Annotated in this window: 16 protein-coding genes and 1 pseudogene; 10 read left to right on the top strand and 7 right to left on the bottom strand. The window is 67.5% G+C overall.

The genetic code is table 11. The features are described 5' to 3' along the window. Positions 1 to 89 precede the first annotated feature (89 nt). From LPB260_RS25245 to rlmF, 5 genes are all read left to right on the top strand, one after another. Positions 90 to 2,921, top strand: a complete 2,832-nt coding sequence (locus LPB260_RS25245; RefSeq protein WP_208708628.1) for a valine--tRNA ligase — start codon at positions 90 to 92, stop codon at positions 2,919 to 2,921. Positions 2,922 to 3,094: 173 nt separating this feature from the next. Continuing rightward, on the top strand, positions 3,095 to 4,474 hold the full coding sequence (gene nhaD / locus LPB260_RS25240; protein ID WP_208708627.1) for a sodium:proton antiporter NhaD: 1,380 nt from the start codon (positions 3,095 to 3,097) through the stop codon (positions 4,472 to 4,474). A 59-nt stretch (positions 4,475 to 4,533) separates the two neighbouring features. Next, positions 4,534 to 4,830 carry a helix-turn-helix domain-containing protein gene (locus tag LPB260_RS25235; RefSeq protein ID WP_208708626.1) on the top strand — a complete coding sequence of 99 codons (297 nt, stop codon included), beginning with the start codon at positions 4,534 to 4,536 and terminating at the stop codon, positions 4,828 to 4,830. Positions 4,831 to 4,843: 13 nt separating this feature from the next. Further along, entirely contained in the window at positions 4,844 to 5,410 is a 567-nt protein-coding gene (locus LPB260_RS25230; RefSeq protein WP_208708625.1) for a VTT domain-containing protein, read from the top strand. Positions 5,411 to 5,467: 57 nt separating this feature from the next. After that, a complete protein-coding gene (gene rlmF / locus LPB260_RS25225) occupies positions 5,468 to 6,457 on the top strand; it encodes a 23S rRNA (adenine(1618)-N(6))-methyltransferase RlmF (RefSeq protein WP_208708624.1) in 990 nt (329 codons plus the stop codon). Between the two features lie 22 nt (positions 6,458 to 6,479). Here the strand turns inward: rlmF and LPB260_RS25220 are convergent, their stop codons facing one another. Continuing rightward, on the bottom strand, positions 6,480 to 6,905 hold the full coding sequence (locus LPB260_RS25220; RefSeq protein WP_208708623.1) for a potassium channel family protein: 426 nt from the start codon (positions 6,903 to 6,905) through the stop codon (positions 6,480 to 6,482). Positions 6,906 to 7,236: 331 nt separating this feature from the next. Between LPB260_RS25220 and LPB260_RS25215 the strand changes: the two genes are divergently transcribed. Then, positions 7,237 to 9,864, top strand: coding sequence for a bifunctional diguanylate cyclase/phosphodiesterase (locus LPB260_RS25215; RefSeq protein ID WP_208708622.1), 2,628 nt, complete (start codon positions 7,237 to 7,239; stop codon positions 9,862 to 9,864). Between the two features lie 12 nt (positions 9,865 to 9,876). Here the strand turns inward: LPB260_RS25215 and LPB260_RS25210 are convergent, their stop codons facing one another. Genes LPB260_RS25210 through LPB260_RS25200 form a run of 3 tightly spaced genes read right to left on the bottom strand, consistent with a single transcriptional unit; the run spans position 9,877 to position 14,941 of the window. Next, on the bottom strand, positions 9,877 to 13,296 hold the full coding sequence (locus LPB260_RS25210) for an AAA family ATPase (RefSeq protein ID WP_208708621.1): 3,420 nt from the start codon (positions 13,294 to 13,296) through the stop codon (positions 9,877 to 9,879). Continuing rightward, positions 13,293 to 14,513, bottom strand: a complete 1,221-nt coding sequence (gene sbcD, locus LPB260_RS25205; protein WP_208710157.1) for an exonuclease subunit SbcD — start codon at positions 14,511 to 14,513, stop codon at positions 13,293 to 13,295. Before sbcD ends, LPB260_RS25210 begins: the two co-directional genes overlap by 4 nt. Before the next feature lie 8 nt (positions 14,514 to 14,521). Then, positions 14,522 to 14,941, bottom strand: coding sequence for an Lrp/AsnC family transcriptional regulator (locus LPB260_RS25200; protein WP_208708620.1), 420 nt, complete (start codon positions 14,939 to 14,941; stop codon positions 14,522 to 14,524). Between the two features lie 136 nt (positions 14,942 to 15,077). Here LPB260_RS25200 and yjeH point away from each other — a divergent pair, with 136 nt between their 5' ends. The 4 genes and pseudogenes from yjeH to LPB260_RS25180 all read left to right on the top strand — a co-directional run bounded on the left by yjeH (position 15,078) and on the right by LPB260_RS25180 (position 19,855). Next, positions 15,078 to 16,355 carry an L-methionine/branched-chain amino acid transporter gene (yjeH, locus tag LPB260_RS25195; protein ID WP_208708619.1) on the top strand — a complete coding sequence of 426 codons (1,278 nt, stop codon included), beginning with the start codon at positions 15,078 to 15,080 and terminating at the stop codon, positions 16,353 to 16,355. Positions 16,356 to 16,435: 80 nt separating this feature from the next. Continuing rightward, positions 16,436 to 17,778 (top strand): annotated as a pseudogene (locus LPB260_RS25190) (TAXI family TRAP transporter solute-binding subunit). Positions 17,779 to 17,861: 83 nt separating this feature from the next. After that, positions 17,862 to 18,869 (top strand): nucleoid-associated protein YejK, encoded by a 1,008-nt coding sequence (gene yejK, locus LPB260_RS25185; protein WP_208708617.1) that lies wholly within the window; start codon positions 17,862 to 17,864, stop codon positions 18,867 to 18,869. Positions 18,870 to 18,937: 68 nt separating this feature from the next. Then, a complete protein-coding gene (locus LPB260_RS25180; RefSeq protein ID WP_256625596.1) occupies positions 18,938 to 19,855 on the top strand; it encodes a DUF4344 domain-containing metallopeptidase in 918 nt (305 codons plus the stop codon). 65 nt (positions 19,856 to 19,920) lie between these two features. On the opposite strand, the gene LPB260_RS25175 is transcribed toward LPB260_RS25180, so the two are convergent. The 3 genes from LPB260_RS25175 to pcsA all read right to left on the bottom strand — a co-directional run bounded on the left by LPB260_RS25175 (position 19,921) and on the right by pcsA (position 21,934). Further along, entirely contained in the window at positions 19,921 to 20,856 is a 936-nt protein-coding gene (locus tag LPB260_RS25175) for a glutathione S-transferase family protein (protein ID WP_208708616.1), read from the bottom strand. A 66-nt stretch (positions 20,857 to 20,922) separates the two neighbouring features. Beyond that, positions 20,923 to 21,222 (bottom strand): GIY-YIG nuclease family protein, encoded by a 300-nt coding sequence (locus LPB260_RS25170; RefSeq protein ID WP_208708615.1) that lies wholly within the window; start codon positions 21,220 to 21,222, stop codon positions 20,923 to 20,925. Then, a complete protein-coding gene (gene pcsA / locus LPB260_RS25165; protein ID WP_208708614.1) occupies positions 21,215 to 21,934 on the bottom strand; it encodes a phosphatidylcholine synthase in 720 nt (239 codons plus the stop codon). Before pcsA ends, LPB260_RS25170 begins: the two co-directional genes overlap by 8 nt. Between the last annotated feature and the right edge of the window lie 46 nt (positions 21,935 to 21,980).

Genomic DNA, 21,980 nt, shown 5'->3' with positions numbered 1-21,980 from the left:
CTTCCCCGCGCGCGGCCTTACGCCCTCCACGCCTTCCCCGTTATACTTGCCGGCTTTTCCGATCAGCCGTCAAAAGGGTCCCGCCGCGCATGGACAAGACCTACCAGCCGCACGCCATTGAAACCGCCCTGTACGAGAACTGGGAGGCGAACAATTACTTCGCCCCACAGGGTTCGGGCGAGCCCTACACCATCATGATCCCGCCGCCGAACGTCACCGGCAGCCTGCACATGGGCCATGGCTTCAACAACGCGATCATGGATGCGCTGATCCGCTTCCGCCGCATGCAGGGGCGCAACACCCTGTGGCAGCCGGGCACCGACCACGCGGGGATCGCCACCCAGATGGTGGTCGAGCGCCAGCTAGCCGCCGACGGCATCGGTCGCCACGACCTGGGCCGCGAGAAATTCCTGGAGAAGGTCTGGGAATGGAAGGAGCAGTCCGGCGGCACCATCACCCGGCAGATCCGTCGCCTGGGCAGCTCGGTGGACTGGTCGCGCGAGCGCTTCACCATGGACGAGGGCCTGTCCGAGGCGGTCAAGGAAGCCTTCGTGCGCCTGCACCAGGACGGCCTGATCTACCGCGGCAAGCGCCTGGTCAACTGGGACACCAAGTTCCACACCGCCATCTCCGACCTCGAAGTGGAAAACCACGACGAGAAGGGCAGCCTGTGGAACCTGCGCTACCCGCTGGCCGACGGCCACAAGACCGCCGACGGCAAGAACTACCTGATCGTCGCCACCACCCGCCCGGAAACCATGCTCGGCGACGCCGCCGTGGCCGTGCACCCGGACGACGAGCGCTACCAGGCGCTGATCGGCACCTTCGTCGAGCTGCCCCTGGTCGGCCGGCGCATTCCGATCATCGCCGACGACTATTGCGATCCCGAGTTCGGCACCGGCTGCGTGAAGATCACCCCGGCCCACGACTTCAACGACTATGAAGTGGGCAAGCGCCACAACCTGCCGCTGATCAACATCTTCGACAAGAACGCCGCGGTGCTGGCGCAGGCCCAGGTGTTCAACATCGACGGCAGCGTCAACAGCCAGGTCGACGGCCGCCTACCGGGCGAATACGCCGGCCTGGACCGTTTCGTCGCGCGCAAGCAGATCGTTGCCGCCTTCGAGGCCGCCGGCCTGCTGGAGAAGATCGACGAGCATGCGCTGAAGGTGCCGAAGGGCGACCGTTCCGGCACCATCATCGAGCCGTGGCTGACCGACCAGTGGTACGTCAGCACCAAGCCGCTGGCCGAGAAGGCCATCGCCGTGGTGGAAAGCGGCGAGATCCAGTTCGTGCCCAAGCAGTACGAGAACATGTACTTCAGCTGGATGCGTGACATCCAGGACTGGTGCATCAGCCGCCAGCTATGGTGGGGCCACCGCATCCCGGCCTGGTACGACGACGCCGGCAACGTCTATGTCGGTCGTGACGAGGCCGAGGTGCGCGCCACCCACAACCTCGGCGACGCCAACCTGCGCCAGGACGAAGACGTGCTGGACACCTGGTTCAGCTCCGGCCTGTGGACCTTCTCCACCCTCGGCTGGCCGCAGCAGACCGACTACCTGAAGACCTTCCACCCCACGGATGTTCTTGTAACAGGCTTCGACATCATCTTCTTCTGGGTCGCCCGGATGATCATGCTGTCGACCCACCTGACCGGGCAGATCCCGTTCAAGACCGTGTACGTGCACGGCCTGGTCCGCGACAGCCAGGGGCAGAAGATGTCCAAGTCCAAGGGCAACGTGCTCGACCCGCTGGACATCGTCGACGGCATCAGCCTCGACGCCCTGCTGGAGAAGCGCACCAGCGGCATGATGCAGCCCAAGCTGGCGGAGAAGATCGCCAAGCAGACCCGTGCCGAGTTCCCCGAAGGCATCGCCGCCTACGGCACCGACGCCCTGCGCTTCACCAACCTGGCGCTGGCCTCCACCGGCCGCGACATCAAGTTCGACATGGGCCGGGTCGAGGGTTACCGCAACTTCTGCAACAAGATCTGGAACGCCGCGAACTTCGTCCTGGAAAACACCGACGGCCAGGACACCGGCGTGAATGGCGAGCCGGTGGAGCTGTCCTCGGTGGATCGCTGGATCATCTCCGCCCTGCAGCGCACCGAAGCCGAAGTGACCCGCCAGCTCGACGCCTTCCGCTTCGACCTGGCCGCCCAGGCCCTGTACGAATTCATCTGGGACGAGTACTGCGCCTGGTACCTGGAGCTGGTCAAGCCGGTGCTGTGGGACGAGAACGCACCGATCGAGCGCCAGCGTGGCACCCGCCGCACGCTGATCCGCGTGCTGGAAGTGGCCCTGCGCCTGGCCCACCCGTTCATGCCATTCATCACCGAAGAGATCTGGCAGCGGATCAAGGCGCAAGCTGGCGTCAGCGGCGAGACCATCATGCTGCAGGCCTGGCCGGTGGCCAATGAGAGCCGCATCGACGCCGCCGCCGAAGGCGACATCGAGTGGGTCAAGCAGCTGATGCTCGGCCTGCGGCAGATTCGCGGCGAGATGAAGATCTCCATGGCCAAGCGCATCGACATCATCCTGCAGAACGCCAGCGACGTAGACCAACGCCGCCTGGCCGACAACCTGCCGCTGCTGAACAAGCTGGCCAAGCTGGAGTCGGTGCGGGTGCTGGCGGCCGGCGAAGAAGCGCCGATGTCCGCCACCGCCCTGGTCGGCGAGATGCAGGTGCTGGTGCCGATGGCCGGGCTGATCGACAAGGACGCCGAACTGGCCCGCCTGGACAAGGAAATCGCCCGTCTGGACGGCGAGGTCAAGCGCGTCGGCGGCAAGCTCGCCAATGAGGGCTTCGTCGCCAAGGCGCCGGCCGAGGTGCTCGACAAGGAGCGCGCCAAGCTCGCCGAGGCGGAACAGGCCCTGGGCAAGCTGGTCGACCAGCGCGCCCGCATCGCCAGCCTCTAAGCCAAGTGAAAGGCCCGCCCCGTGCGGGCCTTTTTGCACCCGTGGCAGCGCCTAGCGCTTGGCCGCGAGGCGCCCAGGCGCGGCGCAAGCCTTTCCACGGACCCTGTGCTTGAGGCATGCTCCCCGCCGCTTTCAGACCCGAATAACAACAACCTGCTGACTGGAACCCGCCTATGTACGCCCTAATGGCCCTGATATTCATACTCGGCTACCTGTGTATCGCCCTCGAGCACCCGCTGAAGATCGACAAAGCGGCCTCGGCCCTGCTGACCGCCGTGTTGGCCTGGACCGTACTGGTGCTCGGCGCCGAAAGCATCACCCCGCTGATTGCCGCCGCCCTGGAGCATGGCAGTAGCGACGGTGCTCACTATGCAGTGAGCGAACTGCGTCATCACCTCGGCGAGATCTCGGAAATCCTGTTCTTCCTGATGGGCGCCATGACCATCGTCGAGCTGATCGACGCCCACGAAGGCTTCAAGGTCATCACCGACCGCATCCGCACCACCAAGCGCGTACACCTGCTCTGGCTGGTCGGGCTGATCACCTTCTTCCTGTCCGCCGCGCTGGACAACCTGGCCACCACCATCGTCATGATCTCCCTGCTGCGCAAGCTGATCGCCGACCAGCACGAACGCTGGTTCTACGCCGGCATCGTGGTCATCGCCGCCAACTCCGGCGGCGCCTGGTCGCCGATCGGCGACGTCACCACCACCATGCTGTGGATCGGCCACCAGATCACCGCCAGCGGTATCGTGGTCAAGCTGATCGTGCCAAGCCTGGTGTGCCTGCTGGTCCCGTTGATCATCATGAGTTTCGTGCTCAAGGGTGACATCAAGGCGCCAAAGCCCAAGGAAACCCTGGAGAGCCGCCGGGACCCCACGACCCCCTTCGAACGCAATCTGGTGTTCTGCCTAGGCCTGGCTGCGCTGGTGTTCGTCCCGGTATTCAAGACCGTCACCGGGCTGCCGCCTTACATGGGCATCCTCTTCGGCCTGGGCATCCTCTGGATCACCACCGAAATCATCCACCGCAGCAAGAACAGCGAAGATAAAGACCCGCTCTCGGTGGTCGGCGTACTGCGCCGCGTAGACGTACCCAGCGTTCTGTTCTTCCTCGGCATCCTGCTGGCGGTCTCCAGCCTGTCGACCGCCGGCCACCTGCTCGAGGTGGCGACCTACCTCAAGGACAGCCTGGGCAACATCTACAGCATCGCCATTTCCATCGGCCTGCTCTCGGCCCTCGTGGACAACGTGCCGATGGTCGCTGGCGCCATGAAGATGTACCCGCTGGTCAGCCCGCAAGCCCTGGCAGAGGCCGCCGCCGCTGAGGTGCCGTGGCTGAGCAATTTCGTGGTCAACGGCAACTTCTGGGAGATGCTCGCCTACTGCGCCGGCACCGGCGGCAGCTGCCTGATCATCGGCTCGGCGGCCGGCGTGGCCGCCATGGGCATGGAGAAAATCAACTTTCTCTGGTACCTCAAGTACATTACCGGCCTGGCCTTCGCCGGCTATATCGCCGGTGCGATGACCTATATGGCCATCTTCGCCCTCTAGCTCATGGAATAGCACGGGTGCTTCGCCAGGCGCCCGTTGCCTTTCTCAAGGTGCATGCCATGGAAATCAGCAAAACCCGCAGCAGTTTCTACCGGCGCCTGTACGTCGCCTGGCTGATCGACAGTGGCAACGCGCGCAGCGTGCCGGAGCTGATGGCCGTCACCGGCATGCCGCGACGCACCGCCCAGGACACCCTGAGCGCCCTCGCCGACCTGGATATCCACTGCGAATTCGTCCAGCAGGAAGGTGAACGCAACAACGCCGGCCACTATGCGATCCGCGACTGGGGCGCCATCGACCCGCAGTGGATCGCCAGCCACCTGGCGCAGATCAAGGCCATACTCGGGTATCCCTGATCCGGAGCCTGGCATGCGCAGCTCCCTCCGCCTGCTGCTGGTGGTCCTGTTCCTCCTCGGCCTGTTCCTGCTGTTCGAGGTCCTGGGCCTGCGCGCCCAGTTCAACCTGCAAGCGTTGCAGCAACTGATCCTGATGCACCCGGTGCTCGGCCTGCTGCTGTTCACCCTGCTGTTCGCCCTCGGCAACCTGATCCAGATCCCCGGCTGGCTGTTCCTCGCCGCCGCCGTGCTGGCCCTGGGCCGGGTCCAGGGCGGCCTGGCCACCTACCTGGCCGCCAGTTTCTCCTGCGTGTTCACCTTCTTCATCATCCGCCTGCTCGGCGGCAATGCCTTGCGCACACTCGACAGCCCCCTGGCCCAGCGCCTGCTGGCGGGCCTGGACCGGCATCCGCTGGCCAGCATCGTCGCCCTGCGCATGCTGTTCCAGACCGTTCCGGCGCTGAACTACAGCCTGGCCCTGGCCGGGGTGCCCTTTCGCCATTACCTGCTCGGCACCCTGCTCGGCCTGCCGCTGCCGATCGCCCTGTATTGCCTGTTCTTCGACTACCTGGCCATGTGGCTGAATATCGCCAGCGGCTAGCCACGGCCGCCGCATTGTGAATAATGCCCCGGCCAGTTCTCGTCCCCACGGATTACCATGTCTCGCCGCCAACGCCCCAGCCCGCCAAAACCCGCCGTCCAGGCAGACAAGGGCCAGCTGCACCCGCGCAACCGCCACCAGGGCCGCTACGACTTCCCCGCGCTGATCGCGGCCAGCCCGGAACTGGCTGAGTTCGTCATCCTCAACCCCTACGGCAAGCAGAGCATCGACTTCGCCAACCCGGCGGCGGTCAAGGTGTTCAACCGCGCCCTGCTCAAGCAGTTCTACGGCATCGATCACTGGGACATTCCGGCGGACTACCTGTGCCCGCCGATCCCCGGTCGCGCCGACTACCTGCACTACCTGGCCGACCTGCTGGCCGCCGGCAACGGCGGCGAGATCCCGCGCGGCGTCCGGGTGCGCGCCCTGGACATCGGCGTCGGCGCCAACTGCATCTATCCCTTGCTGGGGAACCGCGAGTACGGCTGGCGTTTCCTCGGTGCCGACATCGCCGCCAGCGCCATCGCCTCGGCCAGGGCCATCGTGCAGAGCAACCCGGGCCTGAGCGAGGCCATCGAACTGCGCCAGCAGGGCGACGCCGAGCACATCTTCCAGGGCCTGCTGCAGGCCGACGAGCGCTTCGACCTGAGCCTGTGCAACCCGCCCTTCCATGCCTCGGCCGCCGAAGCGGCCAGCGGCAGCAAGCGCAAGTGGCGCAACCTGGGCAAGCTCGACCCCAAGCGCAAGCTGCCGCTGCTGAACTTCGGCGGCCAGGCCGCCGAACTCTGGTGCCAGGGCGGCGAGGCGGCCTTTATCGGCCGGCTGATCCGCGAAAGCGCGCAGTGCCCGGAGCAGGTGCTGTGGTTCAGCACCCTGGTGTCCAAGGCCAGCAACCTGCCCGGCGTGCATGCCGCCCTGCAGAAAGCCGGCGCCCGCGAGGTGCGTACCGTGGAAATGGCCCAGGGACAGAAGCAGAGCCGTTTCGTCGCCTGGACCTTCCAGGGCGCCGAACAGCACCAGCGCTGGCGCCAGGCGCGCTGGCAGTAGGCCCTCTGCGCGACGCCAGGCGCTAGCTTGAGCGCCAGTAGCGCTGCATTTCCACGAAGAGGAACGAGGCCGTCCAGGTGATCAGCACCAGCCCGGTCAGCGCTTCGATCCCGGTCAAATAGCGCAGCTCGCCCAGTGGCTCGATGTCGCCGAAGCCCAGGGTGGTGAAGGTGGTGAAGGAGAAGTACACACAGGCCATGAAGCTGCCGTCGAAGTTGCCCTCCAGCCGGCCCCAGCCGTCGGCGCTGTGCATGAGGAAATAGGCGAAAGCGAATAGCCACACCTCGACCGCATGGGCCAGCAGCGCCCCGCCGACGCCCAGCACCAGGCGAAAACGATGGCGAACCCTGAGTTTCGGCAGCAACTGGGTGAGGCGATAGAGGAACTCGTAGTGGATGATCACCGCGGCGATCACCACCAGGCTGTTGACGAAAAATACGCTGAGCACGGAAGCCCCTGGTGCGGAGGGTTTGCAGGAAGGGCGCAGCTTGCCGGCCACGCTTTGGCCACCAGTATGGCGTCGGGCCGCGCGCCAGGCCACCGGCTCGACCGCAGAGGGCCGGCACGCGCGCTCCGCCGCAAAGGCCAGCCAGCGACATGCCACGTACCGCCCGCGCCCCATGGCTCGCCAGATGCCCCACGACTAGGCTATAAGCCCATATGCCAGCGAAGCCTAGCGACCGGCGACTTTCGTCGGTTGGACGCAAGCGGGTGGCTCGGGCGGCGGCGAACGTCGCCACCCTATGCCCAGAACTCAGGTGCAAGGAATGGCTGGAACCATGAGCAATCAGTCCGCTCGCCCCAAGCCGACAGCCAGGTCGAAGCGCCGCCTTCGAGGATGGGCGCGGTATTCCATTGCCCTCGGCTTCGTGTTCCTGTGGCTGATCGGCGCGCTGGCCATCTACCGTGACGCCCGGCACCTGGCGGTCGATACGCAAGCCAAGATCCGCACCGAGATGGCCATCGAAACCCGCGCCATGGCGCAAACCCTGGCGGGGATGCTCGAGCGCACCTACCTCACCATCAGGACCATCTCGCTGCTACCGGCGGTTCGCGCCGCGACACCGCTCAATCGTCAAAGCGACGACGAGGATGTCGTCGAGCAGGGCCACTTTCGCGACAGCGACGCCACCATCATCCAGCAGCTGTACAACCACATCGCCGCCGATATCGACCTATCGGAAATCTATCTGGTCTACGACGGCTTCGACCCTACGCGCGGCCAGGTGCCCTTCCTGATGTTCGACCAGGTGCTGCTCGAGCGCATCAGCCGGGCCAAGCAGGCCGAGCCCACCCACGACGCCGACGAACCCGAAGAGTACGAGGCGGCCGAATACGACGAATACGTGCGCCAGCTCGATCATTTGCGCCGCTTCGCGCCGATGCTGCCGGCCGAAGCCCCGCAGGGGATCGCCGCCGTCACCTCGGAGTTGCTGCGCACCTGCGACAACTCCCAGTACACCTCGCTGGCCAACGGCGACGAGCGCGACAGCCACGGCCTGCTGCTGTCCACCCCGATCTATGACCTGACCAGCAAGCGGTTCAAGGGACTGGTGACCGCCGTGCTGCGCGCCAACGTGCTGGAAGCCACGCTGCTCGGCTGGCCGCGGCTGCCGATCACCGAACTGGACCTCGAGATCCTGGCCCAGCAGCGGATCGACCTCGACGCTGCGCCGGGCGAATACGTGCTGGAGAATCGCGAGACCGGCGACCGCATCATGGACAGACGCAGTCACCTGCTGCCGCGTTTCCTCGCGGGCCTGGAGCAGCCGGCCATCCACCTCGAACAGCCGGTCGAGTTGCCCTACACCTCGGCCTGGCAGCTGCAGCGCTTCAAGTCGGCGGCCGACCTGGCCGCGGCGATCGCCCCCATCCAGCGTGAGATGTGGCTGCGCCTGGGACTGCTCAGCCTGCTCCTGGCCGGCCTGGGGCTGGCCGTGGCGCGGGTCTTCGCGGTGCAGCGGCGCTCCACCCGGACCCTGACCCGGATGGCCAACTACGACGCCCTGACCGGCCTGCCCAACCGGCGCCTGGTCGCCGAGCTGCTGTCCAGCGCGCTGAGCCGCAGGCCGCCCAGACGCGAGCGCTATGCCGTGCTGATGATCGACCTGGACGATTTCAAGGAGGTCAACGACACCCTCGGCCACGAAGTGGGCGATCGCCTGCTGATCGAGGTCGCGCAGCGCTTCGTGCAGAGCCTGCGGGCCTCGGACGAGGTGTTTCAGCTGCCCATGGACGAGGACACACAGGATGAGCACGCCTCGATGGTCGGCCGCCTCGGTGGTGACGAGTTCCTCGTGCTGTTGCCGGACCAGTCCAGCCTGGAGCAGATCCTGGGCATCGCCGAACGCCTGCAGCAGAGCCTGAGCGAGCCCATCAGCCTGGGCCGCGAGCAGATCTACGTGCACGCGAGCATCGGCATCGCCCTGTATCCGGAGCATGGCAACGACGGTACGGTACTGTTGCGCAGCGCCGATACCGCCATGTACCTGGCCAAACGCCAGGGCCGTGGGCAGACCGTGGTGTTCCAGCAGGACCTCGACGAGAAATCGCGGCAGCGCCTGCAGCTGCTCAGCGACCTGCACTCGGCCCTGGCCCAGGGGCAATTCACCCTGCACTACCAACCGGAACTGAACCTGGCCAGCGGCCAGATCGATTGCGTCGAGGCGCTGATCCGCTGGCAACACCCGACCCTCGGGCTGATCTACCCAGCGGACTTCATCACCATGCTCGAGCAGTCGGCGCTGATTCTCGACGTCGGCCAGTGGACCCTGGAAACCGCCTGCCGCCAGCTCAAGACCTGGCAGGACCAGGCGTCGCCGATCAAGCAGATGTGCGTCAACGTCTCGATCAGGCAACTGAACCAACCAGGCTTCGCCGAACGTCTGCGGGACACCATCCAGAGCACCGGCATCCAGGCCGAGGCCCTGAGCCTGGAGCTGACCGAATCGATGCTGATGCAGAATCCGCAAGCCAATATCTGCCTGCTGCACGAGCTGCGCGCGCTCGGCGTCAAGGTGGCCCTGGACGATTTCGGCACCGGCTACTCGTCGTTCAGCTACCTGCGCCAGCTGCCGCTGGACGTGCTGAAGATCGACCGCAGCTTCGTCACCGACACCCACACCGAGCAGGGCCTGGCCATCTGCGAAACGCTCGCGGCGCTGGCCCAGCGCCTCGGGCTCAAGGTCATCGCCGAGGGCATCGAAACCGCCGAGCAGTTCGCCAGGCTGAGCGCGGTCGGCAGCAACTGGATGCAGGGCTACCTGATCGCCCGGCCGTTGCCGCCGGAGCAGGTCGAGCCGTTCGCCCGGGGCTTCGACTGGACGGCTTTCGAGGCCGCGCATGAGCTGCATCAGCCCTGCCCCGACTGGACGCCAAGCCAAGGCCACGCCTCGCAGCCCACCTAGCGCCGCCGGCCGCTACAGGGCGAAGCGCTTGTCCAGGCCGCTGTAGCCCAGGCCGATGCCCTTGTGCACCTTCAGCTGCACCGGGATACGTTCCTTGAGCGCCTCGACATGGCTGATCACGCCGATCATCTTGCCGCTGGCATTGAGGCTGTCGAGGGCATCCAGGGCTACCTCCAGGGTCTCGCCGTCGAGAGTGCCGAAGCCTTCGTCGAGGAACAGCGAGTCGATGCTGGTTTTGTGGCTGACCAGATCGGACAGCGCCAGCGCCAGGGCCAGGCTGACCAGGAAGCTTTCGCCGCCGGACAGGGTCCGGGTGTCGCGGGCCACGTCGGCCTGCCAGGTGTCGATCACCTCGAGCTCCAGCTCGCCACCGGCCTTGCGCGCCAGCTGGTAGCGGCCGTGCAGGCGCTCGAGCTGACGATTGGCCAGGTAGACCAGGTGATCGAGGGTCAGGCCCTGGGCGAACTTGCGGTACTTGGCGCCATCGGCCGAGCCGATCAGGCTGTTGAGCTGCTGCCACAGGTCGTAGTCGGCCTGGCGGGCGTCGATCGCCGCGAACAGCGCCTGCTGGTTCAGCCGACGCGCGGCGTCGCCCTGCAGCTGCGCGCGGATTTCGCCCTGGCGCTGACTCAGGCCCTTCAGCTGCCCGCCGACCTCCAGCAGGCGCGCCTCCAGCTGTTCACGGTCCGACTCGGCCTGGCCACCGGCCTGTAGCTCGGCCACCTGCTGCCTGGCCGCCTGGGCCAGGGCCTGGGCCTCGTTCAGGGCGCGCTGCAGGCGCGCCTGCAGTTCGCGCAGCTCGCGGCGCTGCCGATCGTCCAGCACGGCCGCGAGAAAGGCCGCCTCATCGGCGAAGGGGCTGAGCGCCAGCGCGGCTTGCCAGGCGCCGGAGGCCGCCTCGAGGCCCTGGCGTTCGCTCTCGATGCGCCGCTGCAGCGACTGCGCGCCGCCTTGCAAGTGCAGATGGCGCTGCTGCGCCTGCGCCCAATCGCGCTCCAGCTGCTGCAAGGCGGCGTGCGGCTCGGCCACCGCCGGCAGCGCGGCGAGGTCGTCCCGCTGCTGGTCGCGCCAGCGCTGCTGCCAGAGCCGGGCCTGCTCGTCGTCACGGCTGAGCAGGTGCCGCAGTTCGCCTTGCTGCTGCGTCAGCTCCTGCAGCTGCTGGCGGTCCTGCTGCCAGGCCTGCCACTCGCGGCCGCGCTCGGCCAACCAGGCGGCGCCATCCTCCGGCAGCCGATAGTCCAGCTCGGCCAGGCTGTCAGCCAGACGCTGGCGCTCCGCGGCCTGGGCCACGGCCAGCTGCTCCAGGCGCTGGCCGGCGTCGCGCAACGCCTGCTCCAGGTTAAGCCGGTCCTTTTCCAGCATGGCCAGCTGATTGCGGCTGGCATTCAGCTCGCCGTCGCGCTGCAGCAGCGCCTCGCTGGCCTGCTGCAGCGCCGACTTGAGCCGGTCGAGCTGGCCGAGGCGCTGCTGCAGGGCGGCCTGGCGCTCGTCCGCACGCTGCTGCTCGAGCACCAGCGCCGGCTCATCGTCCAGCGCCAGGCCCGCCTGTCGGCATGCCTGCGCCCAGGCCTCATCGGTCTGCTGCGCCTCCTGCCGGCAACGCTCGAGGCCCTGCTGAAGCTGCTCGATCTGCGCCTCGACCCGGGCCAGTTGCTGGTTCAGTCGATCGCCCTGGCCATGCACCGCGTCGAGCGCCTGCTGCGTCTCCTGCAGCGCCTGCTGGGTGGCCGACAGGTTCAGCGCCTGGTACTCGGCAATCGCCGGGTGCTCGCAGGAGCCACACAGCGGGCAGGCCTCGCCAGGCTGCAGGGCGGCGCGGTACTGCTCGAGTTGCTGGATGCGCCGCTCCTGTTCGAGCAGCTTGTTCTGCTCCGCGAGCCGCTGGCGCAGTTCGCCGAAGCGCCGGCGCAATTCGTCGCGCGCGGCGCTCAGCCTGGCCCGCTCGGCCTGCTGCTCGGTCAGTTGCGGCTGCAGCTGGGCGAGCTGCGTGGCCAGCTGCCGGCGCTGGCCGGCCAACTGCGCCAGGCGCTCCAGCTGGCGCTGCTGCTCGAGCAGTTGCTGCCATTGCGCACGCAGCGCGGCGTCATCCTGGCCGTCCAGCAGCTCGTGCAACTGCGCCTGCTGGCTGGCCTGCAGCTGCTGCGCCGCGGCGCGCGCCGCCTGCGCCTGGTCCAGCGCCGCCTGCTGTTGCTGCAGGCGCTCGGCCACCTCGCCGAGCTGAACCTGCACGCGCTGCTGGCGGGACTCCAGCTCGAGCCGTTCTACTCGCCCCTTGTCCAAGGCTTCGAACTGACTGCCCCAGAGGCCGAGGAACTCGCCCAGGCGGCTGCGCTGCGGCTGCACCGCCAGGCGCTGCGACAGCTCGGCGCAGCGCTCGCCCAGCGTGTCCAGGCGCTGCTGCTGCGCCTGCAGCGCCTGCCGGCTCAACTGCTCGCCCTGCCAGGCCGAGCGGCACAGGGCCTCGGCCATGTCCCGCTGTTCATTCTCGATCTGGCGCAGCTCGGCCTGACTGTCCTGCAGCTGTCGCCGGGCGCGCTGCCATTCACGATGCGTCGGCTGCAACTCGGCCGCCGGTTCGCTCGCCGCCAGGCGCGCCAGCTGCGCCTGGACCGCCTGCCATTCGGCCTGGGCCTGCTGTTCGGCGAGGGCCGCGGCCTGCTCCTGGCTCTGCGCCTTGGCCAGGTCCTCGTGCCATTGCCGCTGGCGCTGCAACTCGGCCTGCTGCCGGCTCAAGGCGCCTTCCTCGGCACCAAGGCGCTCGGCCTCCGCCTGCAGTTCGCCACGCTGCTCCTCGCTCAGCAGCTCGACGCCCTCGGCCCTGGCGCGCAATTGTTCGAGGGCGGCCTTCGCCTCGCGGGTCTGCTCGAACACGCGCTGGGAGATCTGGCCATAGATGTCGGTGCCGGTCAGCTCCTCCAGCAGTTCCGCGCGCTGGTTGGCACCCGCCTCGAGGAACGCGGCGAAGCCCCCCTGGGCCAGCAGCATGGATTTGGTGAAACGCTCGAAATCCAGGCCGGTGAGGCGCTCGGTCTCGCGCAGCTTCTCGCTGATCTTGTCGCTGAGGATCTGCCCGTCCGCCGTCGCCAGCTCCACCTTGGGCGCCTGCAACGCGCCGTCGAGCTTGTCGCGTGCCCGGCGCTGGCTCCAGAACGCGCGGTAGGCGGTACCCTTGACCTCGAACTCGACCTCGGCCAGGCAGTCGGCGGTATGCCGGGTCATCAGCTCGTTGCCGCTGGCCGACAGCGTGCTCATGCGCGGCGTGCGGTGATACAGGGCCAGGCAGATGGCATCGAGCAGGGTGGTCTTGCCGGCGCCGGTCGGCCCGGTAATGGCGAACAGGCCATTGCCGGCGAACGGCTCGGCGGCGAAGTCGACCTTCCACTCGCCCTTGAGCGAGTTGAGGTTCTTCAGACGCAGGCTGAGGATCTTCATGCCTGGTCCTCGCGCAATTCGCCGACCACCTGGCGATACAGCGCCTGCAAGCGCGCCTGCTCGGCCTCGTCCAGGCTTTCGCCGGCCAGGCGCTGGGCGAACACTTCGTCCACGCTCAGTTCATCCAGGGTCTCGCGGGCCTGGCTGTACAGGCTCGCTACGGCATTGCCGCGTTCACGACGAATGCGCAGCACCTCCACCGGCAGCCCCTCGCACAGGGCCGCGATGCGCTGCTGCAGGTCGCTCAGGTAGTCGTCGCCACTGACCCGCACCTCCAGCCACACCGGCCGCTCGGCGCTGCCCTGGGCCGCCGCCTCGGCGATCGCCGGCGCCAGCTCGGCCAGCGTCCCGCCCAGCGACAGCATTGGCTGGAAACGCGGCACCGGCAGCGCCCTGACCTCGCGCAGGCCGCCGCCATCCAGCTCGACCAGCAGCACCTCCTTCTGCTGCCGCGCCTCGTCGAAGCTCAGCGCGATAGGCGAGCCGCAATAGCGGATGTGCTCCAGGCCGCCGACCTTCTGCGGCCGGTGGATGTGCCCCAGGGCGATATAGGCGGCCGGCGGGAAGGCGCTGGTGGGAAAGGCCTCCAGGCTGCCGACGTAGATCTCGCGCACCGACTCGCTGGCGCTGGCGCCCACCGTGGTCAGGTGCCCCGTGGCGATGATCGGCAAGTCGCCGCCCAACTCGGCGCGCCTGGCCTCGGCCAGGGCATACAGGTCGCGGTAATGCGCCTGGATCGCTTGCTGCAGGGACTGCTGCTTGTCCGCGGCGCTCTGCCCGGCCTGGCTCTGCAGCACATCGCGCGGGCGAATGAAGGGGATGCCGCAGAGAATGGCACCGGGCTGGCCATCGCGGCGCGTGAGCACCAGCAACTGCTCGGCTAGGTCCCCGCTCACCCCGGGAATCACCCGGGTTCCCAGCTGCTCCAGCAGGGTCTTGCTCTCGCCGAGCATGGCCACCGAATCATGGTTGCCGCCGAGCACCACCAGCGCGCAGCCGCTGTCGCGCAGCTCGACGATCAAGCGGTTGTACTGCTCGCGGGCATAACTGGGCGGCGCGCCGGTGTCGAACACATCGCCGGCGATCAGCAGCGCATCGACGCCGTGCTCGCGAACCCGCTCGATCAGCCAGGCGCAGAAGGCCCGATGCTCGGCCTGGCGGGTCTTGCCCATGAAGTGCTGGCCGAGGTGCCAGTCGGAGGTGTGGAGGATGCGCATGGAGCCACTCACATCGGCCAATCCGTGACCACCATATGGGTCTTGACCTTGTGCATGCCGGGGTAGTTTTCGATCTGTCCGCGGATCTCGCTGAGCCGCTCCATGGACGGCGCCTCGATGTACACCAGCATGTCGGTCTCGCCGCTGATGCCGCTACAGCGGCGCACTTCGCTGAAGCTGCGCATGCGCTGCACGTAGTTCTCGCAGCGCCCGCCCTGGTAGAACAGCTCCAGGTAGGCCTTGACCGCCGCGCCGGCGGGCTCGGCGACCCTGGCGTGGTAGCCCTTGATCACCCCGGCCTGCTCCAGGTGGCGAATGCGCTCGGCGACCGCGGAGCGCGACAGGTTGATGTCGCGGGCGATCTGGCTCACGGCCAGACGGGCGTCGGCGCGCAACAGGGCGAGTATCTGCTGATCGAACTTGTCCACTCGGGGGTCTCACGCAAAGAACAGATTGACGGGCAATACCGCCATTTTGCCGGTCAAAGCCGGCGCTTCGCCAGCCATCGAAGGTCGCTGGGCGGCGTAACATGGCAGGGCCAAAAAGGACGCACGAGCATACATCATGAGCCGCCTCAACCAAGAACTGGGCCTGCTGCAAGGGATCGGCCTGCTGAGCACTTCGCTGCTGGGCACCGGAATTTTCGTCGTCCCGGCCCTGGCCGCCACGGCCGCAGGGGAGGCCTCGCTGTGGGCCTGGCTGATCCTCATCGCCCTGGTGCTGCCGGTGGCCTTCACCTTCGCCCAACTGGGTCGCCACTTTCCCCATGCCGGTGGCGCGCCGCACCTGATCGGCCGCGCCTTCGGCCCACGCCTGGAACGCATCAGTGCCTGGCTGTTCCTGGCAGTGCTGCCGGTCGGCCTGCCGGCGGCGCTGAGCATCGCCAGCGGATTCTGGCTGGCGCTGTTCGACCTCGGCCACGGCCAGATCCTGGCCATTCAGCTCGCCACCCTGGGCGCCATCCTGCTGCTCGGGCAGCGCCCGGCCAAGGCCTCCGGGGCCGTGCAGGGCGCCATCGCCGTGGCGATCATCGCCACCATCGCGCTGATCTGGTGGGTCGGCGAACTGCCACTGGCGCGCCAGGAGCTGCTGCCGCCCATCGAGGGCTCCTGGCAGCTGCTGCCGGCGGCGCTGGGGGTGATGTTCTGGTGCTTCGTCGGCATCGAGGCCTTCACCCACCTGGGCGAGGAGTTCAAGCGCCCCGAGCGTGACTTCCCCCTCGCCCTGCTGCTCGGCGTGCTGCTGGCCGGTCTGGTGTACTGGGCCTGTTCGGTCGCCGTGCTGAGCTTCCAGGCCTATGGCGACGTGCACTCGGACGCCGCCTCGCTGCCACGCATGCTCGACCTGCTGCTGGGCGAGAAGGCCCGCTGGCTCAGCGCGCTGGTCGGCTACCTGGCCTGCTTCGCCTCGATGAACGTGTATATCCAGGGTTTCGCCCGGCTGATCTGGAGCCTGGCCGACGAAGGCAAGCTGCCCGCCGCCATGGCCCGGCGCAATCGCCATGGCGTGCCCGGCCGCGCCCAGCTGCTGGTGGTGTTGAGCTGCGCCCTGTGCGCGACCCTGGCCTGGAGCCTGTCGCTGTCGGTCGATCAGCTGATCCGCTACGCCAACGGCAACTTCGTGCTGATCTACCTGCTGAGCATGGCCGCCGGCTGGTATCTGCTCAAAGGCCTGTGGCGCTGGCTGGCGGGGCTCAGCACCCTGCTCTGCACCCTGGTGCTGGCGATGCTCGGCGTGGACGCCTGGTATGCCCTGGGACTGCTGGGCCTGCTGGCGCTGCTCGACGGCGCTCGCAACCTGCGGCCGCGCAAATTGCCGGGCGCCACGCGCACCACCCTCTAGCTACAGCCTGACGGGCTGCGGGATGACCGCGGACAGCAGCTGGTTCTATGCTTGGGGCGAACCCGCCGAAAGGATGCCCCATGCGCCGTGTGCTCAAAGACCTGAAGATCATCCTGCTGGCCAATCTGTGGATAGTGCCGGTGGTGGCCGGCCTGGTGGGCGCCCTGTTCTACTTCGTCGCGCCGCCGCCGCCGATGAGCGCCAGCATGGCCACCGGCTCGGAGGGCGGCGGCTACCGGGCCTTCGCCGAGAAACTCAAGGGTGAACTGGCCAAGCAGGGCTTCGAGCTGACCCTGCAGCCCAGCGCCGGCTCGCGGGACAACCTGCAACGGCTGCTGGCGGATGAGCCACAGGTGCAGATCGCCCTGGTGCAGAGTGGCCTGGAGCGCCCGCTCGGCAGCGCCGAGCGGGAGCGCCTGGAGAGCCTGGGCGCGGTGTATCAGGAACCCTTGTGGCTGTTCCTCCGAGCGGACCTCGACTTCCGCTCGCTCGCCGACCTGCGGCCCCTGCGGGTGGCCCTGGGCGGTGCCGGCAGCGGCACCCGCGCCGCCAGCGAGGCGCTGCTCGCGGCCAACGGCATCACCGCCGAGCAGTATCCGGGCAGCTGGCAGGCCCTGGGCGGCAACCCGGCCGCCGATGCCTTGATCGCCGGCGAGCTGGACGCCGCCTTCTTCGTCAGCCCGGCGGAGAATGCCCGGATACAGCGCCTGGCCGCCACGCCCACGCTGACGCTGGCGCACTTCGGCCGCGCCGCGGCCTACCAGGCGCACCTGCCCTTCCTCAAACGCGTCACGGTCCATGAAGGCCTGCTCAACCTGCGCCTGAACGCGCCGACCCGGGACACCGACATTCTCTCGCCGGTCGCCACCCTGGTGGTCAATCAGGACTTCCACCCGGGGCTGGCGCCGCTGTTCCTCGAGGCGGCGCGCCAGGTGATGAAGGACGGCAGCCTGCTGGACCCGGCCGGCAGCCTCCCCAGCGCCGAACCACGCACCTTTGCCCTGGCCGGCGATGCCGCGCACTACTACAACAACGGCCTGCCGCTTCTGCAGCGCTACCTGCCGTTTCGCATCGCCTCCCTGGCCGACCGCTACATCATCCTGCTGATCCCCTGCTGATGGTGCTGATCCCCCTGTTCAAGGCGGTCGGCCCGCTCTACCGCTGGCGCATCCGCGCACGCATCTACCGCTGGTACAAATACCTGCGCGAGATCGACCGGCAGCTGGACGCCGGCACCCTGCCGGAGCGCCTGGGCAGCGAGATCCAGCGCCTGGAGCGCCTCGAGGACAGCCTGTCCAAGGTCGAGGTGCCGCTGTCCTACTCCAACGAGCTGTACCAGTTGCACATGCACCTGCGCTACGTCATCGAACGCTTGCAGGCCTTGCAGCGACGACGGGCGACCCAGGGCGAGTCCGTCGGGTAAACTGCGCGCCCCAAGGTCGTGGAACAGCGCCCGCACGCCGCCACGACCGCGCTTACCGCTGAAGAATGCCGAGAGAGTCACCCATGCCGATCCGCCACTGCATCGTTCACCTGATCGACAAGAAGCCCGATGGCAGCCCCGCCGTGCTGCACGCCCGCGACAGCGAACTGGGCAGCTCCCAGGCTATCGAGAACATGCTCGCCGACCTCAACGAGAGCTATAACGCCAAGCAGGGCAAGGCCTGGGGCTTTTTCCACGAGGAGTCCGGCGCCTACCCCTTCAGCGGCTGGCTGAAGGCCTATCTCGAGGACGGCCAGGACTTCACCGCCTTCAGCCGCCAGGCGGTCGAGCATCTGCAGAAGCTGATGGAAGAATCCAACCTCTCGGTCGGCGGCCACGTGCTGTTCGCCCATTACCAGCAGGGCATGACCGAGTACCTGGCCATCGCCCTGCTGCACCACAGCGAAGGGGTGGCGGTGACCGAGGCCCTGGATGTCACCCCGGCCAAGCACCTGGACCTCGGTCAGCTGCACCTGGCGGCGCGGATCAACCTCTCGGAATGGCGCAACAACGCCAATTCCAAGCAGTACATCTCCTTTATCAAGGGCAAGAACGGCAAGAAGGTCTCGGAATACTTCCGCGACTTCATCGGCTGCCAGGAGGGCGTCGATGGCCCAGGCGAGACCCGCACCCTGCTCAAGGCGTTCAGCGACTTCGTGGAGAGCGAAGACCTGCCGGAAGAGTCGGCCCGGGAGAAGACCAAGACCCTGGTCGACTACGCCAGCAGCCAGGCCAAGCAGGGCGAGCCGATGACCCTGCAGGAGCTTTCCGGACTGATCGACGAGGAGCGCCCGCAGGCGTTCTACGAACACATCCGCAACAAGGACTACGGCCTGTCGCCGGAGATTCCGCCGGACAAGCGCACCCTCAACCAGTTCCGCCGCTTCACCGGTCGCGCCGAAGGCCTGTCGATCAGCTTCGAGTCCCACCTGCTGGGTTCGAAGATCGAGTACGACGAGGCCCAGGACACCCTGATCATCCGCAACCTGCCGACCCAGCTGACCGATCAGCTGAAGCGACGCAAGGACTGATCCACGGCGCGCGATGCTGAACTAGAGTCAGAGGATCGGGGTCCAGCCTCAGTCGCCAGGAACCGCAGATGAAATCCCCCGGCCACCGGGCAAGCATGTGCACACAAGGCCGCCAATGGCTGCTGCGGGGCCTGCTGGGCCTGCTGGCCTGGGCAGCCCCGGCCACGGTGATGAGCAGCGAGGAGCCGCCGCCGGCGGCGCTGCGCAGCGACACCGCGCGCTTCGTCGCGGTCAATGTCGAATTCACCCTGCTGCACGAGATGGGTCACCTGCTGATCGCCGAGCTGGGCCTGCCGGTGCTCGGTCGCGAAGAGGACGCCGCCGACCAGCTCGGTTTCATCAGCCTGTTCCTCTCCTCGGGGCGCCACCGCGACGCCGACTTCTACGCCAGGCTGCTGGATGTCGCCGACTACTGGCGCCTGGAATGGCAGCGCGCGAAGCCGGAGTCCGAGGAGGTCTTCGCCTGGGCCGCCCACGGCCTGGACGCCCAGCGCTTCTACAACCTCGCTTGCCTGATCTATGGCAGCGATCCGGACCGCCTGGAGTGGATCCCCAAGGTCACCGGCCTGCCGGTAGAACGCGCCCTGTATTGCGACCAGGAATACGCCCAGGTACGCACGGCCCTGGCCTGGGTCGAGCGGCAACATGGCCGTCGTCCCGACGAGGAGATCCGCCACACTATTCGGGTGATCTACGAGCCACCGAGCCTGCGCCTGGGCAATGGCCGTTACCTGCTCGAACAGCTGCGCCGCTCCGGCGAGGTGGAAGCCATCGCCCGCCGGGCCAGCGAGACCTACCGGCTACCCCGCGAACTGGTGCTGCGCCTGAGCAACTGCGGCGCACCGGACGCCTGGTATAACCGCACCGGCGCCGAGCTGGTGCTCTGCTACGAGCGCCTGGAGCACTTCCAGACGCTCGCCGCGCAACTGCCCGACCTGCGCCAGGCCCAGGTGCCCGGGCAATGCCCCCTCTGCCGCAGCCCCTAGCGGCCGCCCGACTGGCACACCTCGAGCACAGGGCTCACCGCAGCCGTCAACGCACCTGCCTCTACCTAGCGCGCCTCGATGCGAAAGCCGAAGCGCGGGAAGTGCACATGCACGCAGCCGGCGCGCGAATCCTCGCGGCGCAGGATCAGCTCCTCGGTACCGGAGAACAGCAACTCGCCCTCGACCGGGTCGACGCCGTAGTCGGTGGCGGCGATCGCCACCCGCTGACTAGGCTGGAAGCCATTGGCATCGTCGAAAGGCTCATCCGGCAAGGCCGCAGGGGTGGCCTCGCGCGCCACGGCGATGGCCTCTTCGGCGCTCATCTCGCTGAGCGAACCGTGGCCGAAGCCCAGCACCCGCGCCAGCCAGGCGGCGACCAGCGGGTAGTCATCGACCAGCGGTGCGGTCACCGGGGTGCCGCGCAGGAACCACAGCGGATGGGCCATGGCGAAGTCGGCCAGGGACGGCTCGCCGAACAGGAAATCGCCCTGCTCCCGGCTCAACTGCTGTTGCAGGCGCGCCATCAGGGTCGGCCACTGGTGCCTGGCCTGCTCGAGGGGCAGACGGGTGGCCTGGCCGCCGCTGAACAGGGCGCTGCGGTCGGCGACGAAGGCCTTGAGGAACTCCGGCGGCAGGGAGGCGAAACGCACCGCCACGGACTCGGGCTGAAACACCAGGCTCACCGCATGCTGGAACACCAGCGAGTCGGCCCACTGGGCGAAGCTGGCGACATTGAACTCCTGGCCCTCGGGGAACAGCGCCGGGGTGGCTTTCTCCGCCTCCAGGCGGCGGGCGATCGCGGCCGTGTCGCAGTAGATGTCGGCCCCTACTTGCAGCACCGGGGTCTTGCGATAGCCGCCGGTCAGCGCGGTCAGATCCGGCTTGGGCATGAGCGGCGGGATCATCACCGAACGCCAGGACAGCTGCTTGAAGCCCAGCATCAGGCGGGTCTTCTCGGCAAACGGCGAGGTCGGGTAATGGTGCAGGATCAGCTCGTGCATGAATGGCTCCGCAACGTATGGGATAAAGTCAAAGCTTACTCGGCTGCGCCGCGTCGGCCTACCCGGCTACCCTGATAGCCCGTCATCAGTAAGGCCGATAAGGCCGCCGCTGGCCACCAGGTTTTCCTTGGCGGCCTTGCCCAGGCGCTTGATCGCCCGCTCGCGGCGCAGCGCGTCACCCTTGCCGGCGCAGGCCTCGGTGTAGACCAGCGCCACCGCCGGACTGGAATGAAAGAAGCGCGCGCCCCTGCCGCGCTGGTGCTGGGCGAAGCGTCGCCGCGGATCGTCGCTGATGCCGCAGTACAGGGCACCATTGCCGGCACGTACCAGATAGACGAACCAGGCCTTGTCGGGGGTTTCAGGCATCGCTGGCGAACCATTCCCGGGCCGTGCGCCACAGACAGATGCCGACGAAGTAGGTCGATGCCAGCAGCCAGATCACCAGCAGCCAGGTCGGGTTGGCCGGGTACAGCAGAATCAGCACGCCGCAGGCGAGCATCCACACCAGGGTCACCGCGATATTGACCGCCATGAACTGCCTGACCCGGAAGGGGTGCAGGAACTTCATCCGCGACAGGGTCAGGCCGGACAGCAGCAGGATGGTGGCGAAGCTCAGCCAGGGCGTGAAGTCCAGCAGGTACAGGTACACCACCACCACGTTCCAGGCGGCCGGAAAGCCGACGAAGTAGTTGTCCTGGCTCTTCATGTTGACGTTGCAGAAACAGAACAGCGAGGACAGCAGGATCAGCCCGACCGCGGGCAACGGGGTGTATTCGGGCAGGGGGATGAAGCGGTAGACGAAGATCGCCGGGATGAACACATAGGTCAGGTAGTCGATCACCAGGTCCAGGGTCACCCCATCGAAATGCGGCAGCACGGACTTGACGTGAAAGTGGCGGGCCAACGTGCCGTCGAGGCCATCGACCAGCAGCGCGAGACCCAGCCACAGCAGGCACACCTGGGGCCGCCCATCGAGCACCGCGAGCAACGCCAGCAGCGCCAGGATCACCCCGCTGGCGGTCACCGCGTGCACGCTCCAGGCCTTGGCTTTGCTTATCGACTGCAACAATTCACTCACGGACGGCTTCCTGACCGGGGGATGGACTCATCGCGCAATTCGGCAG

Source organism: Pseudomonas sp. LPB0260 (assembly GCF_013388395.1).
The sequence above is the reverse complement of the archived record's forward strand: the minus strand, read 5'-3'. Positions and strand labels throughout refer to the sequence as shown.

Bases quoted from the DNA above. Each gene is read 5' to 3' on its own strand.
- LPB260_RS25245 (WP_208708628.1), top strand. From the start codon at position 90: ATGGACAAGACCTACCAGCCGCACGCCATTGAAACCGCCCTGTACGAG.
- nhaD (WP_208708627.1), top strand. From the start codon at position 3,095: ATGTACGCCCTAATGGCCCTGATATTCATACTCGGCTACCTGTGTATC.
- LPB260_RS25235 (WP_208708626.1), top strand. From the start codon at position 4,534: ATGGAAATCAGCAAAACCCGCAGCAGTTTCTACCGGCGCCTGTACGTC.
- LPB260_RS25230 (WP_208708625.1), top strand. From the start codon at position 4,844: ATGCGCAGCTCCCTCCGCCTGCTGCTGGTGGTCCTGTTCCTCCTCGGC.
- rlmF (WP_208708624.1), top strand. From the start codon at position 5,468: ATGTCTCGCCGCCAACGCCCCAGCCCGCCAAAACCCGCCGTCCAGGCA.
- LPB260_RS25215 (WP_208708622.1), top strand. From the start codon at position 7,237: ATGAGCAATCAGTCCGCTCGCCCCAAGCCGACAGCCAGGTCGAAGCGC.
- LPB260_RS25210 (WP_208708621.1), bottom strand. From the start codon at position 13,296: ATGAAGATCCTCAGCCTGCGTCTGAAGAACCTCAACTCGCTCAAGGGC.
- sbcD (WP_208710157.1), bottom strand. From the start codon at position 14,513: ATGCGCATCCTCCACACCTCCGACTGGCACCTCGGCCAGCACTTCATG.
- yjeH (WP_208708619.1), top strand. From the start codon at position 15,078: ATGAGCCGCCTCAACCAAGAACTGGGCCTGCTGCAAGGGATCGGCCTG.
- yejK (WP_208708617.1), top strand. From the start codon at position 17,862: ATGCCGATCCGCCACTGCATCGTTCACCTGATCGACAAGAAGCCCGAT.
- LPB260_RS25180 (WP_256625596.1), top strand. From the start codon at position 18,938: ATGAAATCCCCCGGCCACCGGGCAAGCATGTGCACACAAGGCCGCCAA.
- LPB260_RS25175 (WP_208708616.1), bottom strand. From the start codon at position 20,856: ATGCACGAGCTGATCCTGCACCATTACCCGACCTCGCCGTTTGCCGAG.
- LPB260_RS25170 (WP_208708615.1), bottom strand. From the start codon at position 21,222: ATGCCTGAAACCCCCGACAAGGCCTGGTTCGTCTATCTGGTACGTGCC.